Source organism: Mucilaginibacter sp. CAU 1740 (assembly GCF_039839285.1).
Lineage (GTDB): Bacteria > Bacteroidota > Bacteroidia > Sphingobacteriales > Sphingobacteriaceae > Mucilaginibacter.
The window spans coordinates 165,886-190,589 of record NZ_JBDOQS010000006.1 but is presented as its reverse complement, the minus strand read 5'-3'; the positions used below and the strand labels follow the sequence as shown (position 1 = coordinate 190,589).

The window sequence follows — 24,704 nt, the reverse complement described above, 5'->3', positions numbered from 1 at the left end:
ACTTTAAATTAAAATTTACAAAACCAAAGGGCGCCAGATTACGTAAGTTTTGAAAAAAAATTAAAAATCTGAAATCCGCATACAAATTATTCTCGTTAGTTATAGTTGAATTAATATGTAATTGGATGAAAGATATGCTGAATATCAAAATTAAAGCGATAGCTGCTAACATAAGGCATACCAGAGAGGGACTAAATTATACCCAGGAATACCTTGCTGCCAAGCTTAGTATCTCGCAAAACGCGTATAGTAAAATTGAATTAGGTTATACCAAAATAACCGTTGAAAGATTATTCCAGATCGCCGCCATTTTAGAGGTTGAGGTTTCGGAATTGATAAACACTGATAAAGTAGCCGCTGCATAACGTTTTATACACAATCCCTTTGTTCCATCTTTTGCTTGTTATCTTTGCGAAAGATGGAACATGATTTTATAATACCTGCAACAGTCGCTTTTGTACGCGATACCCTCAAAAATGCCGAAGGTGGCCACGACTGGTGGCATATTCACCGCGTGTGGACCAACGCCAAACTCATCAACCAAACAGAAAAAACCGACCAGCTTGTAGTTGAGCTTGCTGCTTTGCTGCATGATATTGCCGATAGTAAATTTCATAACGGCGATGAAGAGATAGGTCCGCGTACTGCCGGTAATTATTTGCAAAGCATGAATGTTGAAGCGGAGGTTATTGAGCACGTGCAGCAGATCATCAGGCATATGAGCTTTAAAGCCAGCTTTGACAGGCCTTCATTTCAATCGCCCGAAATGTTAGTGGTGCAGGATGCGGACAGGCTTGACGCTATTGGAGCCATTGGTATTGCCCGCGCGTTTACTTATGGAGGCTTTAAAGGCAGAGAACTTTACAACCCCGAAATAGCCCCAAACCTTAACATGACCAAAGAGGAATATAAAAATACCTCAGCCCCTACCATCAATCATTTTTACGAAAAGCTTTTACTGCTTAAAGATAAAATGAATACCGAAACCGGTAAAAAACTTGCCGCCCAAAGGCACGCGTTCATGGAAGAATATTTGAAACAGTTTTTTGATGAATGTGGCTTGTAGTTAAGTTGAAAGCTTACTTTTGCGCCAAATTGAATTTATGAAGAAACTTATACTCACCATAATATCTGCATTTGCGGTAACGCTGGCTTTTGGACAGGACACCGTTAAACAACAACGCTTCAACTTCCATTTCCAGCAAACGGTTATTACCCAATATAAACCCTCGTTCCATGCCAACTATACGGGCGATAATAGCTTGCTTACAGGTTCGGAAACGCAAAGTTCTATAACTACCACGCTTTTTGGTGGAGCCAGGTTATGGAAAGGTGCCGAAGCTTATTTTAACCCGGAACTATCGGGTGGTTCGGGTCTGAGTAAAACTTTGGGTGCGGCCGGTTTTCCAAACGGCGAAACATTTAGGGTTGGTGGTGCCGAGCCTAAAATTTATATAGCCCGCTTATACTTTACCCAGAACTTTGAATGGGGCAAAGAAAAAGATACCATTAGCGATGATGCCAACCAACTAGCAGGCTTAAAAAGCAAACGCTACTTTTCAGTCACCGCAGGTAAATTTGGCATGGCCGATTTTTATGATGGCAACGAGTTTAGTCATGATCCGCGTACCCAATTCATGAATTGGAGTTTAATGGATAACGGTGCCTGGGATTACCCGGCTAATACCCGCGGCTATGTAATGGGCATCCATACCGAGTTGGGCCAACCTAACTGGACTTTGCGTTTCGCCTTCACCATGTCGACAACTACTGCCAACGGTGCCATTTGGGATCAAAAGATAGGCAAGGCCAACACCCAAACCCTTGAGTACGAAAGACGCTATACGCTTAACGGTCAAAAAGGTACTGTACGCGTTTTAGGATTCCGCAACAACGGCAAAATGGGTGATTACCGCCAGGCTCTTGCCCTTAGCCCTACTGCGCCTGTTGTTGATACAACCCAGGCCTGGGGTAGGCACAAATACGGCTTTGGCATTAGTGCCGACCAATACCTGACCAAAGATTTCGGTGTATTTGCCAAAGTGAGCTATAACAATGGCAAAACCGAAACCTGGTATTTTACCGAGATCGACCGCTCGCTCAGCTTCGGCGGTGTATTAAAAGGCACTTCATGGAACCGTGGCGATGACGAGTTAGGCCTGGCCTTTGTAGCAAATGGCATATCAAACGCACATCGCGATTATCTTGCAGCTGGTGGCTATGGTTTTATCATTGGCGATGGTAAACTGAACTACGGCACCGAATTTATTGCCGAGCTGGATTATAAGATCAATGCTTACCAGAAAAAATTCTGGCTTACGCCGGGTTACCAATTTTTGCTAAATCCTGCTTATAACAAAGATAGGGGGCCAGTAAATGTGCTTTCGTTAAGAGCGCATATCGAGTTCTAAACATTTTAAAATGGCATATCCGAATATTATATTTGGATATGCCTAATACCTATACCCAACTATACACTCATATTGTTTTCGCGGTAAAATACCGTCAGGCTGTTATACAACAGGAATGGGAAGATCATCTTCACCGTTATATAACTGGCATAGTTCAAAACAACGGACATAAACTTATAGCCATAAATTCTGTCCCCGATCACCTGCATCTTTTTATAGGATTAAATCCCAATCAATCCATCTCAGAGTTAATGCGGCTTGTAAAAGGTGATAGTTCTGAATTTATTAACAAAGCCAGGTATACTACCCGAAAATTTCAATGGCAGGAAGGTTACGCTGCATTCAGCAATAGTAATTCGCAAATTGATGCGGTTGTGAAGTACATCTTAAATCAAAAACAACATCATCTCAAAAAATCATTTAAAGACGAGTATTTGAGTATTTTAAAAGATTATTCGATTGAATATGACGAGCGATATGTTTTTAATGATTTGATAGATTAACGTGACGTTGACCTTGCTTACTACAGGGTAGCCTCTACGAGGCAAAACAAATCTCTATTTTTTTCTACAAATGGGTAGCCCCTAACGGGGCATTCTTACCCATCTGCTATTTGTTTTTATATTCTTCAGTATGAATCTCCAAAATCATTTATTGATTACCCTTTAGCTACTATTTTCAAATTATAGACGAAGGGGGATTGATCAATCATACAAGCTGCCTCGTAGAGGCTACCCATTTGTAGAAAAAGGTCATTAATATATTTTTGCTCCGTAGGAGTTACCCATCAACTTGCAAATAAAGCATCCCGGCACATATCAGGATGCTCACCACAATCACTCTAACTTCCCCTTCTCTTCTTCGTTAGCCTCAACCCTGCTTAGCAACCTCGCACTTTCGGCCAATTTAATAAACTCCGCGCGATACCCCTCGTTATCATCTCCTTTAGCGGCACGGGCCATAATGATTGCCTGTTTGTAACTTGCATTTTGTTTAAACTGTGAATCGCGCAGCAACATACCTATCTCTGCAACCGAGGCTGCGAAACGAAAATCGGTTGATGTTGAATTCAGGGCCATCGGCTGGTCTTTCACAGAGACCTGGCTTAATTGGCTTTTCATGGAGGTTGGCTCTTTGTACCTGAATTTGATGGTCATCATCTCATCAGACGCTGAACTATAATTAGCCTTAGCAGTTTTTTGATATTTCAGCGGATCAACACTTTGTGAATAATCGTCTTTAATGCCTGTTGGTATTATCTCGTAAAAGGCCGTAACCGTATGTCCCGAACCCATATCGCCTGCATCTTTTTTATCATTGTTAAAATCCTCTTTGGCTAAAACCCGGTTTTCGTAACCCAATAAACGATAGGCCTGCACTTTGGCCGGATTAAATTCGATTTGCAGCTTTACATCTTTAGCAACAGTAAATAAAGTACCTCCAAATTCGCTCACCAGGGTTTTACGGGCTTCAGTAATGTTATCGATATAGGCATAGTTTCCGTTGCCTTTATCGGCCAGGGTTTCCATTTTGCTGTCTTTATAATTGCCCATACCGAAGCCTAAAACCGAAAGTGAGATACCGCTTTCACGTTCTCGCGTTATCAGTTTTTCCATATCATCATCACCAGATGCTCCTACGTTAAAATCACCGTCGGTAGCGAGGATCACCCGGTTGTTGCCTCTTTGCATCAAGTTTTTTGCCGCTATGCTGTAGGCCAGTTTTATACCCGCGCCTCCTGCTGTTGATCCACCCGCACTCAGGTTATCAATAGCATTGTTGATGGTTTCTTTCTTATCTCCCGGGGTTGATGCGAGCACTTCACCCGCGGCACCGGCGTACACCACAATGGCAACCCTGTCTTTTGCACGCAGCTGGTTAACCAGCATTTTTAGTGAGGCTTGCACCAAAGGCAGTTTATTAGGTTCATTCATAGATCCCGATACATCTATTAAAAATACCAGGTTTGAAGCGGGCAGATTATTTGTAGGGATAGTTTTCGCTTTTAACCCGATACGGATAAGTCGGTGTTTACTATTCCACGGAGCGGCAGATAATTCGGTATGGATGGCTACGGGGTCATTATTTATTGGGCCGCTAAGGTTATAGCTAAAGTAATTGATCATCTCCTCAACCCGCACTGCATCAACCGGGGGCAATTGTCCGCCGTTAATAAAACGCCTCACATTGCTATACGAAGCGGCATCAACATCTACCGAAAAAGTAGAAAGCGGTTCACTTTCCGGATTTTTAAAACCGTTTTCGGTAATGCCTTTATAACTTTCGTCGACAGGATTGGCTGGCGTTACCGGAGCGTACAATCCGTAGCTGGCGGTGGGCGTGTATTGCGATGCCTTCATCTGCCGCTTACCTTTTGATGTTACACTAAGCCCGGCTACCCGCCCGGATAGCTGATTGTTTATCGCTGCTGGCTCGCTTAGCCTCACATCACTAACTGCACTTACGCTGCCCGTAAGATCTCTCCTTTTTTGTATACCATAACTGGTAACAACAACCTCACTAAGTGATTGAGCCGATGCAGCCAGATAAACATTTAATTTATTGCTTTTATCGGGCTTAATAGTTTGCGAAACAAACCCTATAAAACTGAATGTTAAAGTACTCTTACCTTCGGGCAAATCAATACTGTAATGCCCCTTGGCATCGGTTTGGGTACCAATGCCTGTACCCGTAAGCATTACCGTTACACCCGGTAATGCCAGGCTATCTTTACTATCATAAACAACGCCGCTTATGTGGCGTACAGTTAGCGGTTTAAATCCTGTTAAGCCCGCAAACATCAAAATAATTACAAAAATTCTTCTCATGGCTCCTTTTATTTTTACCTTAAGGATGCCGCCAAGACTCGATTTCCATAAACCATTTAAAAAATTTAGTTTTGTAGTGTTTAATGAACCTTTTTATAAAACCAAAAAAACCAGGTACATCCACAGACGAAGAACTGCTTAATGATTATCGCGCAACCGGTAACCTTACAGTTTTAGGCAGCTTATATGAACGATATATGCCGCTGGTTTATGGCGTATGCCTGAAATATCTTAAAGATGATGAGCTGGCGAAAGACGCCGTGATGGGCATTTTTGAGGAACTGGTTGAAAAGGTAAAAAAACATGATATAAACCAGTTCAGGAACTGGGTTTATGTACTTGGGCGCAATTATTGTTTGATGCAATTACGGACCGGTAAAAAAATGGAGCTGGTTAATTTAGATGAAGTTGTGGAATTTACCCCGCTTTTGCATCATGATAATGATACCAATAAAGAAGAAGCATTAAAAGCACTTGAAAGCTGTATCAACAAACTAACAGGCGCTCAAAAACAAAGCATTGATCTGTTTTATTTAAAAGAGAAATGCTATAAAGAAATTGCCGATATAACCGGGTATACTTTAAATGAGGTGAAAAGCTATATCCAAAACGGCAAACGGAATTTAAAAATTTGCCTCGAACGTAACAGTGCATAGTAAAAAGGCCAACATATTGCAAATACAGAAGTATCTGAGCGGAAAGCTTGATGCCCATGCTATGCATAAGCTGGAGATGGAAGCGCTGGATGACCCTTTTTTAATGGATGCACTTGAAGGGTACGAAAACAGTACCGCAAACCACACACTTAACCTTGCCGATCTGTCGCGCAGTTTGCAACAACGCACCGAAGAAAAACGTGGCCTGATAATACCATGGAGAGTTTGGCCTATAGCCGCCTCCGTTTTAATTGCGCTTACAATAGGCGGCTTGTATTTAAAAAGATCAGGCAATGCAGAATTGCAGCCTAACAAAAACCAGGTTGCCAATAATATTACACCGCCGGTTCCGGTAGCGGCAGATACCATTAAAACAGCAGACACTACCAATGCTAAGGTGGCGGTTAATCAAACCCCTAAATTCCTGGTTCCGGCGCGCAAAGCAAAAGTGGCCAAACCATCTGCAAATTCAGTTTACCAGCAGGAAATTTCGGCCGGTGATAATAAAGTGGCTAATAATCTTGTACCATCGGCAAATAGTGGCTTTAACGCTGATCCGCCTGCTGTTTCACAATACAAAGCCGATGATCAGTATGATAAAAAATCAAACGTAAGCCTTGATGAAAGGATTGTTTTTGGGGCGTTATCTTCGCCGGTAAAAAAAGATTCTACAGCGCATAACCTTTTGGGACTTACGGCTAAAACAACCCCAAAACAGGCACCTCCAAGTGTGCTTAAATTACAGGGGAAGGTTGATGGCGTTACATCCTCACCGGCTCCGGGATATAGCTCAGCTAAAGCTGTTGCCGAATCGTTATACATAGCCGGTACAATTATATCGCGGGATGACGGCTCGCCTATCATAGGCGCGGCTATCAGGATCAAGGGCACTAATCGCAGTACGGTAACTGATGTTAACGGCAGGTTTTCGCTTTCATCGCCCGTTGATAATGCCACCCTGGATGTTGCTTACATAGGCTACCAACGCCGTCAGATCAGTGCCACCCGCGGCGATAGCGTTAAAATTGCTTTAGCACAGGATAACTCCTCGCTTAGCGAAGTAGTGGTAACTTCCCGTAAAAAAGATGATGACGCGGAAGAACCATCAGTAGAGGCAGCACACCCGCAATTAGGTTGGGGAAGCCTAAAAAAATACCTGCAAACAAATGCGGTATTATCCGATGGCACTACGGGTACGGTAACAGTTACCTTCACCGTTTTCCCGAGTGGCGTTACAGACGATTTTGCAGTTAAAAAGGGATTGAACGACGCAGCTAATCAAAAAGCTATCGATTTGCTTAAAAACGGACCGTCATGGGTTGGTAGTACTAATCATAAACCAGAGCAAGTTACGGTGAAAGTAAAATTTCAAAAGCCGAAACAATAAAGCCAAACAGGACTCCGCTCAATCAATTCAAGCTTATAAAAATAAATTAGGCAGATGCTATCATTGTCTATCTGTTTATAGAAGTATAAACCCCGTCATTGCGAGGCACGAAGCAATCGCATGCTATACAGAGCCGCTCTGCTTCCGTGCGATTGCTTCGTACCTACCTATGACAAGTTTAAAATGGGTCTCATGCTGAGCTTGTCGAAGCATGGTGGGCGGGCCTCTGCGCGCGCCCCTTCGACAAGCTCAGGGTGACAGGCCGGCCCGCCTGATGTCATATAATCCTTCAGAGGCCTCGGCTTTTATTCACTCGCAATGACGGTAGTGGACATAGCAATTTTGCCGCGTTTTTAAATAGGCATATGGGCACTATTGTGTGCCTTAAATTTATCGCATAAAAAAGGGAACAAGCTAAGCCTATTCCCTTTCCAATATTTATAAAAAGTCGATTATCCTTTTTTCTTATCAGCAAAACCAAATACCTTTTGCAATAAAGGCGTAGTACGTGCGCCAAGGTTTTGGCGAATGTTAAGTTCCTCTTTTGCTATCTCAACAAATAAACCTTCAATAGCTTTTTGCGTAACATAATCGCTAATATCGGGGTTAAGTTTTGATACAAAAGGCACTTTATTATAAGCCTGGGCGGCATCGCTGTAATATTTAGTAGCGTTAACTTTGTTTAAGCTACCCTGGATAACCGGTTTAAATTGCAAGCTTAATTTAGCGGTTGTGGTACGTTTAAAATATTGTGTGGCTGCATCCTGACTGCCTAATAAAATATTGGTAACATCCTGCAAGGTCATTTGCTTAATGGCATCAACAAAGATCGGTTTAGCCTGCTTGGCGGCATCTTCGGCAGCGCGGTTAAGGGATAAGATCACGTTATCACAAAGGCTGTTTAAACCTAAGCCTCGTAAAGTTTTTTCAGCTTTTTGAGCTTCAGGCGGAAAAAGGATCTTGATGGCGGCATTACCAAAAAAACCGTTAAGGGCAGATAATTGATCAGAGCTTTTGCCGGTGCCAATCTCAAGCGCCTGCTTTAAGCCATTGCCAATTTCTAACGATGTTGGCGTACCTTGATTTTGAACAGTAGCGTTGGCTACCTGGTTCAAGGTATCGCAGCTGCTTAATGTAATAAAGGCAACCAGTGCCGGGATAATAAGTAGTTTTGTTTTCATGGTATGTAAATGTAACAAAAATACCAGCCTGCGGTTAGGCTAAAAAGTGTAACAATGAAAATACGCCAGCCGCTATCAAGGCCGAAATTGGAATAGTGATGATCCAGGCCCAAACCAGGTTAATAGTTACACCCCAACGCACCGCCGATACCCTTTTGGTTAAACCTACACCGATAATTGAACCAGTAATGGTGTGTGTAGTTGAAACCGGGATACCAAAGCGCTCGGTAATGAACAGGGTAATGGCACCAGCTGTTTCGGCACTTACACCCTCAAGCGGGGTTACTTTGGTAATTTTTGAACCCATGGTTTTTACGATCTTCCAACCGCCCGACATGGTACCGGCAGCAATAGCCGAGTAACAAGCCAATGGGATCCATTCTGGCATTACATCACCAGCTTTAATAATTTTTGAGGCGATCAAGGTTACATATAAAATACCCATTACCTTTTGCGCATCGTTACCACCGTGGGCAAAGCTTAACGCTGCCGATGATACTAATTGCATGCGTTTAAACCAACGCTCGGCGACGGCAGGCCGTGCATTTTTGCACAGGTGCAATATTAAAATGGTAACGATATAAGCTATCAGCAAACCAATAAATGGCGCTAATACAATGTAAGCGATAATTTTGAGCACGTAATCCATCTCAACAGCTTTCAGCACATTAACACCCAGGAAAAGTGCATTGGTCATACCCGCACCGGCAAAGCCGCCTATCAGCGTATGTGATGAGCTTGAAGGAATACCAAACCACCAGGTGATGAGGTTCCAGGTGATGGCGGCAACTAAACCGGCCAAAATAACGTGCAGGGTAACGTATTGCTCAATTACAATTTTTGATACCGTGTTTGCTACTTTGTGATCTTTAATAAAAAAGTAAGCAGCAAAGTTGAACACCGCGGCCATTAATACCGCCTGGAAAGGAGTTAATACTTTAGTAGATACGATGGTAGCAATTGAGTTTGCAGCATCGTGAAAACCGTTGGTATAATCAAACAGCAGGGCGAGTACTACAATAACTACAAGTAGGGAAGTAACCATTTAGTTGGGGATAAGGGAAACTTAAGCGTTTTTAACTAAAATTGATTCCATAACGTTGGCGGCATCTTCGCACATATCTGTAGCAGTTTCTAAAGCAGCCAGGATCTCTTTATATTTTATAAGGCGGATAGCGTCTTTTTCGTACAGGAACAGATCGGCAACGGCACGGTCAAATACATAATCGGCCTGGTTTTCAACGCTGTTTATCCTGATGCACGAATCGGCAATGTTACGCACGTTGCGCAGGTCTTTCAGTTCTCTTACAGCTTTTTCCAGGTCGATGCTGGCCTGCAATATCAGGTCAGATAGTTTGCGGATGTGCTCGTTCAAATCATCAATGCGGTACAGGCTCATGCGGTTAGCTGCGCCTTGTATATAATCAGCAACATCATCAATAGCGGTAGCCAGGGCGTGGATATCTTCACGATCAAAAGGGGTGATAAAGTTTTTGCCCAGTTCCAGGTAAATCTGGTGGGTGTACTCATCGCCTTTATTCTCCAGCTTATCTATCTGTTTGTAGAGTTCTTCGCGGGTTGCGTCATTATTCGAATTAACAGCTTCAACCAATATTGTGGCCATGGCTACAACGTTGGCCGTAGCCTGCTCGAACAGTGGAAAAAAAATTTTTTTATCCTTTGGTACAAAATATTGGAATATGCTGTTTAATGACATAATGATTTGAAATTGGCGTAAAGGTACGGTTACTATATTAAATTAATGTTAACTTTTTAACACAGGTAAATTCGGGAAGGGAATGGTTTGCTTGGCGCGCTGCAGCGTAAAACCAAATGTTGAGCCCAAACCTTCGGTACTGCGCACATTAATGGTTTGCTGATGGGCCTCAATAATATGCTTAACAATAGCCAACCCCAGACCCGAGCCGCCAATTTGCCTTGAACGACTGCTATCGGTACGGAAAAAGCGTTCAAATAAACGTGCAAGGTATTTTTCCTCAATGCCTATGCCATCGTCAGTAACCTCAACCAGTACCTGATCATGTAGTTGGAAAAGGCTTACTGATGTGCTACCCTCTTCTTTACCGTACTTAAACGAGTTATCGATCAGGTTAACCAATACCTGGCGTATTTTCTCCCTGTCGGCATTCACTACAATAGGCTCGTCGTATTTCTGCTTAAATATTAATTTAATATGGTATTGTTTGCCTTTGATCTCCAGCGATTCAAAAACTTCTTTGATCAGATCGTTGATCTTAAATTTGGTATAGTTGATCGGCATTTCGCCCGATTCCAATTTCGAGATCTCGTCAAGATCTTTGATCAGGTAACTTAACCTATCTACGTTTTTAGATGCTTTTTCCAAAAACTGGCGGGCCATTTCCTTATCGTCGAAATCATCGTCTTGCAAGGCCTCTATGTAACCCTGGATAGCGAAAAGTGGGGTTTTAAACTCGTGCGAGATATTGGATAAAAAATCGCGGCGAAACTTTTCCTGTTTGCGTAATTCATCAATCTCGGTCTTCTTTTCCTTTGCCCATTCTTTTACCTCTTGCTCCACATCGGCTATTGGGTTAGCCGATACATGCTCGCCCAAAGCATCACGCAAATCACGACCGAGCTTTAGGTTATGGATCAGTTTATAAATAAGCTTGATGCGGGAGTAAATGTATTTTTCGATAAGGTAGTAAAACACAAAGTAGCTTACACCAAGGGCTACCGAAAAAGTAACCATTACATCATACCATTTATGCTGAAAATAAAAGTTAACCGCCGAGAGCGTAATTGCCACACCAAGCGAGGTTGTTAAAACCAGTACACGCAAATTCATAGCGTAAAGCTACGATTTATAGATGATTAACTCCCACCTGAACGGCCAGCGCCATGTTAATTTAAAGTTATCAATTTGTGCCTTTTTTAATAAAGCTAACAATTCGTGCTTTTTAAAACCCCGCCTTACCGAAAGTGGACCATCATTCTGCGCCATTTTGTTACCCGTAAAAGCTGTGAGCAATACTACAGCGTAATACAAAACCGGGTGCCGGTGCAGATCAGTAATAATAATGCCTTTTTGTGCCGATGTCTGCATGTTTTTAACCAGGGCTATCCATCGTTCGTCATCAAAATGATGGGTAAAAAGGCTACAGATGATCACATCAGTTTTGTTGAGCAGATGGCTATCTTCTATCACATCGGCCTGGATGTAGCTGATATTATTAAACCCTTTTGATTGATCGCGGGCGTACCTCACGGCTGCAGGCGCGGCGTCTATCCCTTTTAGCTTAAGATGAAGCTTTCGGTTAGCGCCCCATTTAGCTATCGCGATAAGGGCATCACCGCCACCACAACCCCAATCGGTTATGGAATAGCCGTTTTGTACAGGAAAATCCCGGAGCGTTTTGATGATGCTTTTATGGCCACCAAACCAGGCATTCACTTTTCCTAACCCTTCTAAAACAGGGTCGATCTCGATTGATGGAAGATCAAAATCGTCTATGATCTCGAGGGTATCTGTACGGTAACTTAAATCGGGCATATATAATACAATACGCTCGAACTATACAAATGGTTGGCCGTGAGTTTTACTTATCAGGTATTGCGCTACGGATGGCAGACGTTTTAGGGTGTTTAATGAGAGGGCCGTCATGTTATCGTTACCAAACAAACGTTGCAATTGCCTGCCCACCCAAAGGCGCTGAGCAAATTGTTTGTTCCAAGTTTGGGTATAATCCTGTTCAAGAGCCAACCGCTTATCGGCATTAAAACTGCCCGGTTTGTAGTGAGTGATGATTTTTTCAGATAGTATTTTGGCCGAGTGGATAGCCATCGTCATACCATTACCGCAAAGCGGGGCTATCATTCCGGCGGTATCGCCGCTCATCAGGATATGATTTTCAACCGGGGCTTTTTTCTCGAATGAGATCTCGTTGATCACTTCGGGCTTATCCAACAAAAACTCAGCGTTTCTGAAAATCTCGTCGAGGTATGGATTTTTGCGGATCACGTTCTCTTCCAGCGCCTGCAGCGTTCCATATTTGCGCAGGTCATCGCGGTGGGCCATATAACACATACAGTACCTATCGCCATCGGTTTTGCTTACACCGCAATAGCCGTCCTTATAATTATTAAGCTGGATGAGATCGGTAGGAAAATCCATCCTTAAATGGAATTTTACCGCCAGGTAAGGGCTGCGTTTGTAAAAGAAAGGTCGTTTTAGTTTTTGATCGAGATTGGAACGTTTGCCGAACGAGCCGATAACCAATGGAGTTGTAAGTGTATTTGTTGGAATAGCTACTTCAAAATGGTGATCAACAAAATTAATATCTTCCACTTTTGTATTTACCAAAACATTCACACCTTCGGCCATCGCCTTTTGGTAAAGAAAGTTATCAAATGTATAGCGGCTCAATCCAAAACCACCCAGGTCCAATGTTTGTGACAGTTTGGTACCCGATGCAGCGGTAACCTCCAAACGGTTGATACGCGCTACATCCAACTCATCGAGGTTGATATCTAAAGAAGATAAAAGGGGGAGCACCTCGTTCGAGATGTATTCGCCGCAAACGCGGTGCATGGGATAGCTTTTGCGTTCAACAACCGTAACTTTTAGCCCGGCTCGATTAAGCAGAATGGCATTGAAAAGTCCTGCTAATCCGCCGCCAACTATAATTACATCTGCCATCAGGGTTTAATGCATTTCAAGTATCATCCCTTCAACCGTTAAGCCCGGCCCAAAGGCAAAACTCATAATTTTCTGATCAACGAGGTTTCCGGCTTTCATCATCTTATCCAACACAAACAGTATCGTAGCCGACGACATATTACCGTACTCGCGCAATACATCGTAAGCAAAACTGTTGCTTTCTTCAGGCAGTTCAAGCGCTTCTTCAACAGCCTCCAAAATTGCCCGCCCACCTGGGTGAACGGCATAAGCAGAGATCTCGCTCATCTGCGTTTTAGCCTTTTGCAAAAACCTTTCGGTTAATGCGGCTATATGTTTTTTTATTTGTTTAGATACTTTGGAAGTTAACTTCATTTCGAAACCGGTGTTACCTACATACCAGCCCATCTCGTTACGGGCTTCGGTAACAAATTCTGAGTAAAAGTTTTTGAGGGAGAAGTAAGTGCCATTACCCAAACGATTGCTTGTATTTTCAACCAACACAGCCGCCGCGCCATCCGAAAATAAGGAGTTTGCCACCCAATTATCCAGCGTATTAACTTTTTGAAAGTGCAACGTGCAAAGCTCAACGCTAACCACCAGCACTTTGGCATTAACATCGGCACGGCAAATGTAATCGGCAACTTTAAGGCCGTTGATTGCACCGTAGCAGCCCATGAAATTGATACAGGTACGTTCGGTATCGCGGTTAAGCCCGAGGCGATCAACCAATTCAATATCAATACCGGGTGCGTGCATGCCGGTGCAGCTTACGGTAACCAAATGGGTTATTTTATTATTGATATCCGCTTCAAAACCGGCAAAACAGTTTTGCGCCGCATTTACTGCGATGGAGATGGCTTCCTTTTCGTAAAGTTTAAGGCGTTTCTGCGTATCCGGAAAAGGTTCCTGATTGGCCTGTTTAAAGAAAGTATATTTTGAAGGATCGCTGAAAGCAAAATCAGGAATTACCGAATAGCGGTGCTCAATGCCCGAATGATCATAAATGCCTTTTAGCCGAGCAGCATTAGTTTCATCCAGCCCAAATGCGTTCGCCATAAAATGGTAAATATCATGTTGGGCAATCCGGTTTTGGGGATTAGCTATCCCTATAGCACTAATGCAACTCTCCATTAAAAATATGTAAACCTGTTACTTGTTGATCTCCACGGATACCGAAACATTGGCTTCGTTTGATAGGATCAGGTTTTTACCCCCAATACCAAAATCGGTACGCAAAATCATGAAATCGCCTTTTAACTGCGCGGTGTTACCCGTTTCGGTGTAGGTAAAAGGTATTTCTATCAACTTTGTTTTATCTCTAATAGTTACGTTAAAACTGCCTGTATAGTTGCCCCCGCTTTTATGTTTTAAAGAAACAGACTTAAGGGTGATCCTGGGGTATTTGGCCACATCAAAATAATCTTCGCTTTTGAGGTGATTGTCGCGACCTTCGCTATCGGTATTTACAGTATTTGATGCTACCGAAGCTTCGATGCTACTCCCAGCCAGATCATTGGGTTTGAATTTAATATCGGATTGGAAACCGCTAAAAGTGCCGGCAACATTAAAGCCAAGGTTTTTTATTTTAAAGCCAACGTCAGATTTGGTTACCGTTTGGGCAAAAGCTGCTATGGTGAAAAAGCTTAAAAAAGCAAGAGTTAAAAGTTTTTTGATCATGTTGTTATAAACGTTATTCCAAACATAATAATTTATGAACGGCAAAATTTATATTGCTAACAATTATATCTTTATAACGTTACGCGGGCAACTAAGCGTTGCTTTTGGCAGTAGTTAAGTATATATCTGTACAAGCAATGGTGCTATTGAAACAAATTATCCCCACCAGATCAACCCTGGCGCATTTGCGTTTTGTGTTTTCGGTGTTTTTACTGCCCGTGTACCTGTTCGCCTTTAGCCAGGTTGATACAGTGAAGTCGGGTACCGCCTGGCTGGTATTTTTTATCTGGCACTTATTAGCCTTCCCGGCCAGCAATGGCTACAACAGTTATTTTGATAAAGACGAGGATAGCATTGCTCTGCTGGCTAAACCACCGGAGGTTGATATCAGCTCCTACTATTTTTCCATTTTTTTAGAGGCCCTGGCTTTTTTACTCGGCTTTCTGGTGAGCTGGCAGTTTGCCTTCGCGGTGTTGATCTACGGTATTATGTCAAAGCTGTACAGCCATCCGGCTACCCGCTTGAAAAAATATCCTTTTATCAGCTTTCTTACGGTGTTTATTTTCCAGGGATGTTTTATTTATTACACCACTTATGCGGCCTTAAGCGGAATGGATCTGTTTAGCCATTGGGATATTGGTTTTATTATTCCGGGGGCCATCAGTTCATGCCTAATCGGCGCTTCGTACCCTTTAACACAGGTTTATCAACATGACGAGGATAGCCGCCGGGGGGATAAAACCCTGAGTATTGTTTTGGGCTATAAAGGTTCATTTATATTTTCAGGGGTGTTGTTTGCCTGCGGGATAGCGTTATCCTATTGGTATTGGCATTTGGCAGGTATGCTGCTTAATTTCTATTTCTTTTTAATATGCGCCGCGCCGATATTCATCTTCTTTAACTATTGGTTTTATAAGGTTGGTAAATCAACCGGTAACGCCAATTTTAAAAACGCTATGCGCATGAATTTTATCAGCTCGGGTTGTATGCTGATTTATTTTGGGGTGCTGGCGGTGTTTAGTTGAGGATAAATTTATTCCATAAACAAAATGTCATTTCGACGAACCGCGAGGGCTTAGCGTGGAGGGTGAGGAGAAATCTTCTACACCCTACCCTTACACCATGCATTGAGGCTTTTGCTTGGCGTACAAGATTTCTCTTTCGCCCCGGCGCTCGTTCCCGCCCCTGCTCTATCGAAATGACATTTTTTATTGAATATACCTTACTGCTTCGCCGCCCAGGCATCCATCTTCGCTTCAAACACAGCCATTGGCATAGCGCCATCTTTCAGCACCTGGTCATGAAACTCAGCTATATTAAACTTGCTCCCCAACTGCTTTTCATATTTGGTACGCAACTCACGGATCTTCAACGCTCCTATTTTATAGCTTAAAGCCTGACCGGGGATTGCCATGTAACGCTCGATCTCAGCAGTAGCACCTTGTTCGCTGATGGCTTCGTTATCCATCATATATTTAATGGCCTGCTCGCGGGTCATGCCTTTGGTGTGGATGGCTACATCAACTACTAAACGGATAGCACGGTGAATTTCATCGCCCAAAGCGCCCATATGCTGGTAAGGATCAGTATATAAACCCAACTCTTTTCCTAACGATTCGCAATACAGCGCCCAGCCTTCAACATAAGCCGTTTCGCCACCATCAAAACGGCGGAATTTTGGCAACGATGTATTTTCCTGAGTTAACGAGATCTGATAATGGTGACCAGGGATAGCCTCATGCAAAAACAAAGATTCCATGCCCGATGTAGTGTTAAACTTAGTAGCATCCAATATCGGCACATAAAAAATACCCGGCCTGCTACCATCTGCCGAACCCTGGTTATACTCCGCACTGGCCGATGCCGCGCGAAAAGCCTCGGTCTGCCTGATCTCGAACGGCGTTTTTGGCACATGGTTAAACATTTTTTTCAGGTTAGGTTCCATGCGTTGGTGGATATTTTCGAAAGCAGTTAAAACCTGTTGCGGCATTTTATATGGCGTAAACTTAGGGTCGGTTTTCATGTATTCGAAAAACGCCTGCAGGTCGCCTTTAAAGCCTACGCTGGTTTTGATGCTATCCATTAGTCCGCGGATGCGGGCTACTTCTTTCAAACCTAATTGATAAATCTCTTCAGGTGTTTTATCGGTAGTGGTTTGCTGTTTAACCAGGTAAGCATATTTAGCAGCGCCATCCGGCAGCGATGAAAAACCTGATGTTGTACGCGCATGTGGCAGATATTGGTTTTTCAGGTAATCGGCCAGTTTTTGGTAGGTTGGATTAACAATCGTAGCGATGGCTTTTTTATAAGCTTCGGTCAAATGTTTTTTATCAGCATCCGAAAAATCTTTAGGGAAATTATTTACCGGGCCGTAAAACAGGCTTTTCTCCACATTTGCAGATACCAGGTCCTGCATTTCGGGAATCATTTTAACTACCAATGCCTTTGGTAAAACTACGCCAGTTTTAATGCCTTTATTAAAGTTGGCAATGGCAGTATCGGCCCAGGGCTGGAAAGCGGCCAATCGTTTCAGCCAATCGTTATAATCAACAACCGTTTTAAATGGCTGCGAACCTGAACCCGAACCCATTTGCCCCATGGTGATAGGCAGGGCGTAAAACTGGTTCATCGGCATGTACTCAAAATGATATTTAAAATTATCGAGGGATAGCTGTACCTCGTAAGTGAAAATATCATAGGATAGCTGATCATTAGTATTAAGCTCGTTTCGTTCAAAGTTTTTTACTTTGGATAGATATACCGAATAATAATCATGCGATTTTTTCAAAAACTCGACCGAGCCGTCGTTAGGCAGCAGATCATTGTAACGCCTGTCGCCAATGCCGGTTGCATTTAGTGGATAAAGCTTCAGGCCATCCTGAAAATAATCTTCAAAAACCTTGGCGAGCTCTTTATTGGCCGGAATATCAGTTTTACTATCTGATGATTTGGGTTGATTGCAGGCCAGAAAACTGCCGGCAATGCCGAGTATGAGTAGTAATTTTTTCATTGATGTGGGTTGAAAGGATAAAGCTAAGGAAAGGTGGATAGAATTACCAATAGATGAAATGATATTAGCATATAAAGCAAAACAGCATATACATTTTAAGGTATATGCTGTTCACTATATTGTGGCCTTTCAAACTTACGAAGTTTTAAAAACTTCGTAAGTTTTGCCTGTTTTATACGCCCATTTCCTTTTTCAAAAACTTCCCGGTAAAGCTTTCCTTCACCTTACACAAACCTTCAGGCGTACCAGAAAAAAGAATAGTCCCACCACCAGATCCGCCTTCCGGGCCAAGGTCAATTACATGGTCAACCACTTTGATCACATCAAGGTTATGCTCAATCACCAGTACGGTGTTACCTTTATCAACCAGTTGATTAAGCACTCCTAATAACACGTTGATATCCTCAAAGTGCAAGCCGGTGGTTGGCTCATCCAATATATAAAAAGTATTACCGGTATCTTTTTTAGATAATTCGGTGGCCAGTTTAACGCGTTGCGCTTCACCGCCAGATAGTGTGGTTGAGGCCTGGCCTAAAGTGATATAACCCAAACCTACATCGTTTAAAGTTTTCACTTTACGGTATATGGATGGAATATGCTCAAAAAACGGCGTAGCATCTTCAATGCTCATATCCAGCACATCGCTGATGGATTTGCCTCGGTAGCGTACTTCAAGCGTTTCGCGGTTGTAGCGTTTGCCGCCGCATTCTTCGCAAGGTACCTGTACATCGGGTAAAAAGTTCATTTCTATCACCTTCATACCGCCGCCCTGGCAGGTTTCACAACGACCGCCTTTTACGTTAAATGAAAAACGACCGGGTTTATATCCCCTGATCCTCGATTCGGGCAAAGCCACGAATAAGTTCCGGATATCGGAGAATACGCCGGTATAAGTAGCCGGGTTTGAGCGTGGTGTACGACCAATTGGTGTTTGATCTATCTCAATTACTTTATCAATATTTTCCAGCCCTTCAATTTTTTCATAAGGCAGCGGATGTTTCTTAGCCCTGAAAAAATGATGATTTAATATCGGGTACAATGTTTCGGTGATCAAACTTGATTTACCACTACCTGACACCCCGGTTATCCCGATCAGTTTACCCAACGGAAACTCGACCGATACCTTTTTCAGGTTATGACCGGTAGCTTTTTTAAGCTTCAGCGTTTTTCCATTACCCTCGCGGCGTTTTTTCGGGATAGCTATTTCGCGCTCGCCGTTAATATATGATGTAGTAAGGGTATGTTTTTCCATGAGCTGGGCAGGCGTGCCTTCGGCAACAACTTGTCCGCCGTGAACGCCGGCCGCCGGGCCCATGTCTATTACATGGTCGGCTTCAAGTATCATATCTTTATCGTGCTCAACTACCAGTACGGTATTACCTAAATCGCGCAAGTTTTTAAGTGCGTTGATTAGGCGTTCGTTATCGCGTTGGTGCAAGCCGATACTTGGCTCATCCAAAATGTACATTACATTCATTAGCTGTGAACCGATCTGCGTAGCCAGTCTGATCCGTTGCGCTTCACCGCCCGAAAGGGTTTTCGCAGTACGATCAAGCGTTAAGTAACTCAAACCAACATCCAGCAAAAACACAATACGTGCGCGGATCTCTTTCAAGATCTCTTTGGCGATCACATTCTGGCGTTCGTTTAACCTATCTTCCAGACCATCAAACCACTCTTGCAAATGATTAATATCCATAGTAGCCAGCTCGAATATATTTTTGCCATCTACCTTAAAGTGCAGCGATTCTTTTTTCAGCCTTGCGCCTTCGCAAACCGGACAGGTACGGAGCACGCGGTAGTTCTCCATATCGTCCATACCTTCGTCGTTACGGCGTTCCTGTTGCTCTTCCAGCATCCGGATAATACCCTCGAAGGTGATCTGGTAATTTTGGACGTTCCATTTGTTGTATTCAACGGCAACGCTTAATGGATCGGGCGCGCCGTTCAGGATCATATCCAGCTGATCACGGTTCAGTTTTTCTATCGGGGTTGATAACGAAAACTCGTATTTCTTAGCCAGCGATTTTAATACCTGGAAAATCCAGGTTTCGCGGTACTCACCTATCGGGGCCAAACCACCGTTCATGATACTGAGTTTCGGGTTAGGGATAACCGAGGCTTCATCTACCTCAAAAATATAACCCAGGCCATTACATTTTTCGCAGGCACCATAAGGCGAGTTGAAAGAAAATGTATTAGGCTGAGGTTCATCGTACGAGATGCCTGAAACAGGGTCCATCAGGTATTTACTATAATAGGCTACGTTATTGTCTTTATCGGCAATACGAATAATGCCTTTAGCAATTTTTAATGCCTGTTGAACAGAAGTATATAATCGCTTGCTATCTTTTTCGCTTACCACCAAACGGTCAACCACAATATCGATATCGTGAATTTTATAGCGGTCAACCTGCATTTTAGGTTCAACATCGGCAATGGCACCATCCAGCCAAACTTTTAAAAAGCCTTGCTTACGGATGGATTCAAACAGCTCGCGGTAATGGCCTTTACGGGCTTTTACTACCGGGGCAAGAATATTTATTGGCTGACCGTCGAATTTTTCGGTAATGGTTTTCAGGATCTGGTCTTCACTCATCCGCTCCATCTTCTCGCCGGTGGTGTACGAGTAGGCATCGCCCGCACGGGCAAAAAGCAAACGCATAAAATCGTAGATCTCGGTAATAGTACCAACTGTAGATCGCGGATTTTTACTGGTGGTTTTTTGCTCGATAGCAATAACCGGACTCAGGCCTGAAACTTTATCTACATCCGGACGCTCCATCCCCCCCATAAATTGGCGCGAATAGGCCGAAAACGTTTCCATATAGCGGCGCTGCCCCTCGGCGTAAATGGTATCAAACGCCAATGATGATTTACCGCTGCCACTTAAACCGGTAATTACCACCAGCTGATTGCGCGGAAAGGAAACATCAATATTTTTCAGGTTATGCACCCGGGCACCATAAACTTCAACTTCACTTTGCTCGCCCAGATCAACAGGAGGTTTTGTACTCATACTTTATTAATGTGGATATACCAACATTGTTTGAAGCTAATTATTATAGTTACCAGAATTTTACAGAACCCTGTTTTCCTAAAATTTTTGGCTTAACCTATCGGTAATTTGCTACAAATATAAGCAAAAAAGGCCGGTAGTCTACTATAGACAACCGGCCTCAAAATGCTCCGTAATGTAATCTTTTAATTAATTTACAGTGTAATTACCTGTGCTTAATTAAATGCCAGCAACTGTGGCGCAGGGGGCAGGAAAAAATAATTTTGATACCCATGCTCTTTCGGCTGTTCAATAACGGCCTTCATGGCAATCAGCTTATAAACGTACGAACCGGTTTCGCGGTTCAGCTTCATGCGGAAGTAGTTATCTTCATTCTGCCTGTTAATGGCGCGCGCTAATTTGATCGAGCCATTGTTATAGGCGGCAGCCGCCAGTGTCCAGCTGTTAAATTCACCGTATAGTTCTTTGATATACTTGCAGGCCGCTATGGTTGATTTGCGCAGGTTTAAGCGCTCATCAGTACCATGGCCAACCCTTAAGCCATAAGTGCGTGCCGTACCGGGCATAAACTGCCAGATACCGTTAGCCCCCTTAGGCGATTTGCCCGATGTAAAACCGGATTCAACCAGCGGGATGTACTTAAAATCATCCGGAATACCGTAAAACTTTAAAATTGGTTCAATAACTGGAAACCATTTTTCTGCTTTTCGGTGCAGGATGTTGCTTTGCACGTTTCTAAAATCGTGCTTTCTGAGTGTTTTGAAAAGTTTGTAATTAACTTTTGCATCATTAACTGGCAAAGCTTCGCTGGCAAAGTTGTATGCAACTGCCCTTTTGCTTGCAATAAAAATAAACTTCGAGGTTCGGAGGCTTAATGGCAAGGGTTTTGCACCCGTTTTAGTATTAGTTGTGCCGTAAATATTAAGCATTGAAATGAGAACCAGCACCAGCATTACGGAGCGCGTAAGTAAGTGTTTTTTGATCATTTCTTTTCTTATCATTAACTATACATTTTGGTAGAATGTGCCGCAAAGGTATGTTTAACAAGGCACATTATCAAATACTTAGCAAAATGCCAAGTTTTTTAGTAGCGGTTTTGGGTTCAAAAACCGCCTTTAAAACCGTTTAAACCGCGATTTTGTTTGATGATATTTTTTTGATCTTTTTGATTAGATTTTGCCGAAAAAGCGTAACTTTGACCCTCACGCTGCGAAAGCGCTAAACAAAAAATTATGGTATTTAAGAGACCAGCAGGTAGTCGCGAAGACAGACCAGAAAATAAAAAAAGTGGCGAAAACAGGCCACGCAAATCGCCATCAACTCCAAAGGGTAAAGCTACCCCAAATGGCGAAAAGAAAAAACTCACCCGACCAGAGAAAACATTTCAACCAAACAGGTTCAGTGACGATAAGCCTAAAAGCAATTTTAGAAGCGGATCTTCATCGGCAGGTGATAAAAAATTCGGCGCAAAACCACGTCCATATTCAGGTCGCCCAACCGGCGATGATAATGACAGGCCCAAAAGAAGCTTTGGCAACGATGCCCAGGGCGAAAGCAAAAGCTTTTCACGCAAACCATACTCAGGTCGCCCTACTACAGGTGATGACTCGAGGCCAAAAAGAAGTTTCGGTAACGATGCCTCAGGCGAGAAAAAATCATTTGCACCACGCACCCGCTCATCAGCAGGCTTTGAAGGCAAACCAAAAAGAAGTTTTGGTGGCGAACAAGGCGGCGAGCGTAAATTTGGTACCGGTTCACGATCATCAGAAGGCGGCTTTAAAAAACGCGAAGGCGGTTTCAGGGATAAACCATTTGGGGACAGGCCGGCGCACCGTCCGGATGATTTGGCCAACCAGCCAGATGCTCCAAAAACAATGCGCGGCCGTAAAAACGGCCCTGCAAAATCAACCAAATCTACAGATGACGGGCTGATCCGTTTAAATCGTTATATATCAAACGCGGGCATCTGCTCTCGTCGTAAAGCCGACGAACTTATTGCGGCCGGCGTAGTATCGGTGAACGGCGAAGTAGTTACTGAGCTGGGCACCAAGATTGATCCGTTTAAAGACGTTATCAAATACAACGGCGAAACGCTTAAGCGCGAAAAAATGGTTTATGTATTATTAAATAAACCAAAGGATTACATCACTACTACCGATGATCCGCAAGAGCGTCGCACCGTAATGCACCTGGTTGAAAAAGCAAGCCGCGAACGCATTTACCCGGTTGGTCGCCTTGACCGCAACACCACAGGTTTACTGTTAATGACCAACGATGGCGACCTGGCCGATAAACTATCACATCCACGTAACAGCATTACCAAACTATACCAGGTTGAATTAAGCAAAAGCTTAACTCAGGGCGATTTGAATAAATTGGCTTTCGGTTTGGAGTTAGAGGACGGTGTTATTAAACCAGATTCGGTATCGTACGTTACCGGAGCCTCTAAGCGTGAAGTAGGCATCCAGATCCATAGCGGCAAAAACCGCATCGTTCGTCGTATGTTTGAGCATTTGGGTTACGAAGTGGTAAAACTGGACAGGGTTATTTATGCCAACCTTACCAAAAAAGATCTTCCGCGCGGACGCTGGCGCTACCTTGAAGAAAAAGAGGTTATCCAGCTGAAACATCTTATTAAATAAATTTAAAAAGCCCCGTTAATCTACGGGGCTTTTTTTGTGTCTATTTACTATCTTGCAAAGCAATAACCCTCAATAACTAACCATGAAAAAATTTTTGCTGCTTATAGCTATGCTTTCACCCGCACTAACCTTTGCACAAAATAAAAAAACAGGCCCCAAAACTTTCGATCTGATAGTAGGTACCTACACTACCGGAAAAAGTAAAGGCATTGCTGTTTACCGCTTTTATGCCGAAACTGGTAAGCTGGCTTATTTAAGTGAAATTGATGGTGTAACCAATCCATCGTATTTAACACTGAGTGCCAACAATAAATTTGTTTACGCGGTTAATGAGTTGCCAAAAGGCGAAGTGAGTTCATTCTCATTCGAGGCTAAAACAGGCAAACTTACTTTTATCAACAAGCAATCAACCTTAGGTGCCGATCCGTGTTATGTAGCTGTTGATAAAGACCAGAAAAACTTGTTGATCGCCAACTACTCGAGCGGTAACGTGGCGGTGATGCCTTTAAATAAAGATGGATCGATAGTTAATGGCATTGAAACCGAGCAAAATCCGGGTCATAGCGTAAACAAGGAGCGTCAGGAATCGGCCCATGCACACATGGCTATTTTTTCGCCCGATGAAAAATATGTTTTTTATAATGACTTGGGTACAGATAAGATCAATATCTATAAATATCATCCCAACAAAGAGCCGCGCTTAGTGGCTGCTTCACCTGCTTTTGTGAGCGTAGCAGCCGGCGAAGGCCCAAGGCATTTGGAGTTTTCGGCAGATAAAAAAACCGCGTACCTGGTAACAGAAATGGGATCGAATGTTATCGTGTTCGATTACAAAAATGGTCAGTTGAAACAAAAGCAATCAATCACCATGCTGCCTGATGGATTTAGCGGTCAAACAGCGGGGGCTGCTATCCATTTATCGCCGGATGGAAAATTCCTTTATGCTTCAAACCGTTTAGAAACTAACGAGATCAATATCTACTCGGTTAACCAGGAAACCGGCTTGCTTACTTTTGTAGCCCGCCAATCAACCTTCGGTAAAAACCCGCGCGATTTTGCTATCGACCCAACCGGTCGTTTCCTGATCGTTGCTAACCAGGGCAGCGATAATATGTGGGTATTTAAAATTGATCAAACCACCGGGAAGCTTAACCAAACCGGCATCAGGGTTGAAATTGGTAACCCGGTATGCTTGAAGTTTGCACCAGCGGAATAGGTAGTAAAAAACTT

The 24,704-nt window shown here is 43.2% G+C and carries 21 protein-coding genes; 9 read left to right on the top strand and 12 right to left on the bottom strand.

Going from position 1 to position 24,704, the window contains the following annotated elements; translation table 11 throughout:
- Window positions 1–125 precede the first annotated feature (125 nt).
- The 4 genes from AAFN85_RS15015 to tnpA are packed head-to-tail and all read left to right on the top strand — an operon-like array spanning window position 126 to window position 2,914.
- A complete protein-coding gene (locus AAFN85_RS15015) occupies window positions 126–365 on the top strand; it encodes a helix-turn-helix transcriptional regulator (protein WP_347528306.1) in 240 nt (79 codons plus the stop codon).
- A gap of 53 nt (window positions 366–418) precedes the next feature.
- Window positions 419–1,066, top strand: coding sequence for an HD domain-containing protein (locus tag AAFN85_RS15010; RefSeq protein WP_347528305.1), 648 nt, complete (start codon window positions 419–421; stop codon window positions 1,064–1,066).
- A gap of 37 nt (window positions 1,067–1,103) precedes the next feature.
- The gene (locus tag AAFN85_RS15005; RefSeq protein ID WP_347528304.1) at window positions 1,104–2,411 is read left to right on the top strand and encodes a carbohydrate porin; all 1,308 of its coding nucleotides are present in this window, start codon (window positions 1,104–1,106) and stop codon (window positions 2,409–2,411) included.
- Window positions 2,412–2,449: 38 nt separating this feature from the next.
- On the top strand, window positions 2,450–2,914 hold the full coding sequence (gene tnpA, locus AAFN85_RS15000) for an IS200/IS605 family transposase (RefSeq protein ID WP_347528303.1): 465 nt from the start codon (window positions 2,450–2,452) through the stop codon (window positions 2,912–2,914).
- Window positions 2,915–3,247: 333 nt separating this feature from the next.
- Here the strand turns inward: tnpA and AAFN85_RS14995 are convergent, their stop codons facing one another.
- On the bottom strand, window positions 3,248–5,239 hold the full coding sequence (locus AAFN85_RS14995; protein WP_347528301.1) for a von Willebrand factor type A domain-containing protein: 1,992 nt from the start codon (window positions 5,237–5,239) through the stop codon (window positions 3,248–3,250).
- An 83-nt stretch (window positions 5,240–5,322) separates the two neighbouring features.
- On the opposite strand from AAFN85_RS14995, the gene AAFN85_RS14990 reads away from it, so the two are divergent.
- Together AAFN85_RS14990 and AAFN85_RS14985 are read left to right on the top strand one after the other, a co-directional pair.
- Entirely contained in the window at window positions 5,323–5,895 is a 573-nt protein-coding gene (locus AAFN85_RS14990) for a sigma-70 family RNA polymerase sigma factor (RefSeq protein WP_347528299.1), read from the top strand.
- A 16-nt stretch (window positions 5,896–5,911) separates the two neighbouring features.
- Window positions 5,912–7,282 (top strand): carboxypeptidase-like regulatory domain-containing protein, encoded by a 1,371-nt coding sequence (locus AAFN85_RS14985; protein WP_347528298.1) that lies wholly within the window; start codon window positions 5,912–5,914, stop codon window positions 7,280–7,282.
- A gap of 452 nt (window positions 7,283–7,734) precedes the next feature.
- On the opposite strand, the gene AAFN85_RS14980 is transcribed toward AAFN85_RS14985, so the two are convergent.
- From AAFN85_RS14980 to AAFN85_RS14945, 8 genes are read right to left on the bottom strand one after another with little or no spacing between them, the layout of a single operon-like run.
- Complete coding sequence (locus AAFN85_RS14980) at window positions 7,735–8,463, bottom strand: DUF4197 domain-containing protein (RefSeq protein WP_347528297.1); 729 nt, start codon at window positions 8,461–8,463, stop codon at window positions 7,735–7,737.
- Between the two features lie 34 nt (window positions 8,464–8,497).
- Entirely contained in the window at window positions 8,498–9,508 is a 1,011-nt protein-coding gene (locus AAFN85_RS14975) for an inorganic phosphate transporter (RefSeq protein ID WP_347528295.1), read from the bottom strand.
- Window positions 9,509–9,529: 21 nt separating this feature from the next.
- A complete protein-coding gene (locus AAFN85_RS14970) occupies window positions 9,530–10,180 on the bottom strand; it encodes a DUF47 family protein (RefSeq protein ID WP_347528294.1) in 651 nt (216 codons plus the stop codon).
- Between the two features lie 48 nt (window positions 10,181–10,228).
- On the bottom strand, window positions 10,229–11,293 hold the full coding sequence (locus AAFN85_RS14965) for an ATP-binding protein (protein WP_347528292.1): 1,065 nt from the start codon (window positions 11,291–11,293) through the stop codon (window positions 10,229–10,231).
- Between the two features lie 9 nt (window positions 11,294–11,302).
- A complete protein-coding gene (locus AAFN85_RS14960; RefSeq protein ID WP_347528291.1) occupies window positions 11,303–11,998 on the bottom strand; it encodes a methyltransferase domain-containing protein in 696 nt (231 codons plus the stop codon).
- A 21-nt stretch (window positions 11,999–12,019) separates the two neighbouring features.
- Entirely contained in the window at window positions 12,020–13,144 is a 1,125-nt protein-coding gene (locus tag AAFN85_RS14955) for an NAD(P)/FAD-dependent oxidoreductase (RefSeq protein WP_347528290.1), read from the bottom strand.
- A gap of 6 nt (window positions 13,145–13,150) precedes the next feature.
- The gene (locus AAFN85_RS14950) at window positions 13,151–14,257 is read right to left on the bottom strand and encodes a type III polyketide synthase (protein WP_347528289.1); all 1,107 of its coding nucleotides are present in this window, start codon (window positions 14,255–14,257) and stop codon (window positions 13,151–13,153) included.
- Window positions 14,258–14,275: 18 nt separating this feature from the next.
- Window positions 14,276–14,803, bottom strand: a complete 528-nt coding sequence (locus tag AAFN85_RS14945; protein WP_347528288.1) for a YceI family protein — start codon at window positions 14,801–14,803, stop codon at window positions 14,276–14,278.
- A 104-nt stretch (window positions 14,804–14,907) separates the two neighbouring features.
- On the opposite strand from AAFN85_RS14945, the gene AAFN85_RS14940 reads away from it, so the two are divergent.
- The gene (locus AAFN85_RS14940) at window positions 14,908–15,828 is read left to right on the top strand and encodes a UbiA family prenyltransferase (protein WP_347528286.1); all 921 of its coding nucleotides are present in this window, start codon (window positions 14,908–14,910) and stop codon (window positions 15,826–15,828) included.
- A gap of 197 nt (window positions 15,829–16,025) precedes the next feature.
- On the opposite strand, the gene AAFN85_RS14935 is transcribed toward AAFN85_RS14940, so the two are convergent.
- The 3 genes from AAFN85_RS14935 to AAFN85_RS14925 form a co-directional block, all read right to left on the bottom strand.
- Entirely contained in the window at window positions 16,026–17,813 is a 1,788-nt protein-coding gene (locus AAFN85_RS14935) for a DUF885 domain-containing protein (protein ID WP_347528285.1), read from the bottom strand.
- 172 nt (window positions 17,814–17,985) lie between these two features.
- Complete coding sequence (gene uvrA / locus AAFN85_RS14930; RefSeq protein ID WP_347528283.1) at window positions 17,986–20,832, bottom strand: excinuclease ABC subunit UvrA; 2,847 nt, start codon at window positions 20,830–20,832, stop codon at window positions 17,986–17,988.
- Between the two features lie 215 nt (window positions 20,833–21,047).
- Window positions 21,048–21,833 (bottom strand): transglycosylase SLT domain-containing protein, encoded by a 786-nt coding sequence (locus AAFN85_RS14925; protein WP_347528282.1) that lies wholly within the window; start codon window positions 21,831–21,833, stop codon window positions 21,048–21,050.
- Between the two features lie 231 nt (window positions 21,834–22,064).
- Here AAFN85_RS14925 and AAFN85_RS14920 point away from each other — a divergent pair, with 231 nt between their 5' ends.
- Both AAFN85_RS14920 and AAFN85_RS14915 read left to right on the top strand, forming a co-directional pair.
- Window positions 22,065–23,474: a pseudouridine synthase gene (locus tag AAFN85_RS14920; protein WP_347528280.1), complete on the top strand. Its 1,410-nt coding sequence runs from the start codon at window positions 22,065–22,067 to the stop codon at window positions 23,472–23,474.
- Between the two features lie 82 nt (window positions 23,475–23,556).
- Window positions 23,557–24,690 carry a lactonase family protein gene (locus tag AAFN85_RS14915; RefSeq protein WP_347528279.1) on the top strand — a complete coding sequence of 378 codons (1,134 nt, stop codon included), beginning with the start codon at window positions 23,557–23,559 and terminating at the stop codon, window positions 24,688–24,690.
- The last annotated feature ends 14 nt before the right edge of the window (window positions 24,691–24,704 follow it).

Coding starts and splice junctions, on each gene's coding strand:
- AAFN85_RS15015 (WP_347528306.1), top strand. CDS start 126: ATGAAAGATATGCTGAATATCAAAATTAAAGCGATAGCTGCTAACATA.
- AAFN85_RS15010 (WP_347528305.1), top strand. CDS start 419: ATGGAACATGATTTTATAATACCTGCAACAGTCGCTTTTGTACGCGAT.
- AAFN85_RS15005 (WP_347528304.1), top strand. CDS start 1,104: ATGAAGAAACTTATACTCACCATAATATCTGCATTTGCGGTAACGCTG.
- tnpA (WP_347528303.1), top strand. CDS start 2,450: ATGCCTAATACCTATACCCAACTATACACTCATATTGTTTTCGCGGTA.
- AAFN85_RS14995 (WP_347528301.1), bottom strand. CDS start 5,239: ATGAGAAGAATTTTTGTAATTATTTTGATGTTTGCGGGCTTAACAGGA.
- AAFN85_RS14990 (WP_347528299.1), top strand. CDS start 5,323: ATGAACCTTTTTATAAAACCAAAAAAACCAGGTACATCCACAGACGAA.
- AAFN85_RS14980 (WP_347528297.1), bottom strand. CDS start 8,463: ATGAAAACAAAACTACTTATTATCCCGGCACTGGTTGCCTTTATTACA.
- AAFN85_RS14975 (WP_347528295.1), bottom strand. CDS start 9,508: ATGGTTACTTCCCTACTTGTAGTTATTGTAGTACTCGCCCTGCTGTTT.
- AAFN85_RS14970 (WP_347528294.1), bottom strand. CDS start 10,180: ATGTCATTAAACAGCATATTCCAATATTTTGTACCAAAGGATAAAAAA.
- AAFN85_RS14965 (WP_347528292.1), bottom strand. CDS start 11,293: ATGAATTTGCGTGTACTGGTTTTAACAACCTCGCTTGGTGTGGCAATT.
- AAFN85_RS14960 (WP_347528291.1), bottom strand. CDS start 11,998: ATGCCCGATTTAAGTTACCGTACAGATACCCTCGAGATCATAGACGAT.
- AAFN85_RS14955 (WP_347528290.1), bottom strand. CDS start 13,144: ATGGCAGATGTAATTATAGTTGGCGGCGGATTAGCAGGACTTTTCAAT.
- AAFN85_RS14950 (WP_347528289.1), bottom strand. CDS start 14,257: ATGGAGAGTTGCATTAGTGCTATAGGGATAGCTAATCCCCAAAACCGG.
- AAFN85_RS14945 (WP_347528288.1), bottom strand. CDS start 14,803: ATGATCAAAAAACTTTTAACTCTTGCTTTTTTAAGCTTTTTCACCATA.
- AAFN85_RS14935 (WP_347528285.1), bottom strand. CDS start 17,813: ATGAAAAAATTACTACTCATACTCGGCATTGCCGGCAGTTTTCTGGCC.
- uvrA (WP_347528283.1), bottom strand. CDS start 20,832: ATGAGTACAAAACCTCCTGTTGATCTGGGCGAGCAAAGTGAAGTTGAA.
- AAFN85_RS14925 (WP_347528282.1), bottom strand. CDS start 21,833: ATGATAAGAAAAGAAATGATCAAAAAACACTTACTTACGCGCTCCGTA.
- AAFN85_RS14920 (WP_347528280.1), top strand. CDS start 22,065: ATGGTATTTAAGAGACCAGCAGGTAGTCGCGAAGACAGACCAGAAAAT.
- AAFN85_RS14915 (WP_347528279.1), top strand. CDS start 23,557: ATGAAAAAATTTTTGCTGCTTATAGCTATGCTTTCACCCGCACTAACC.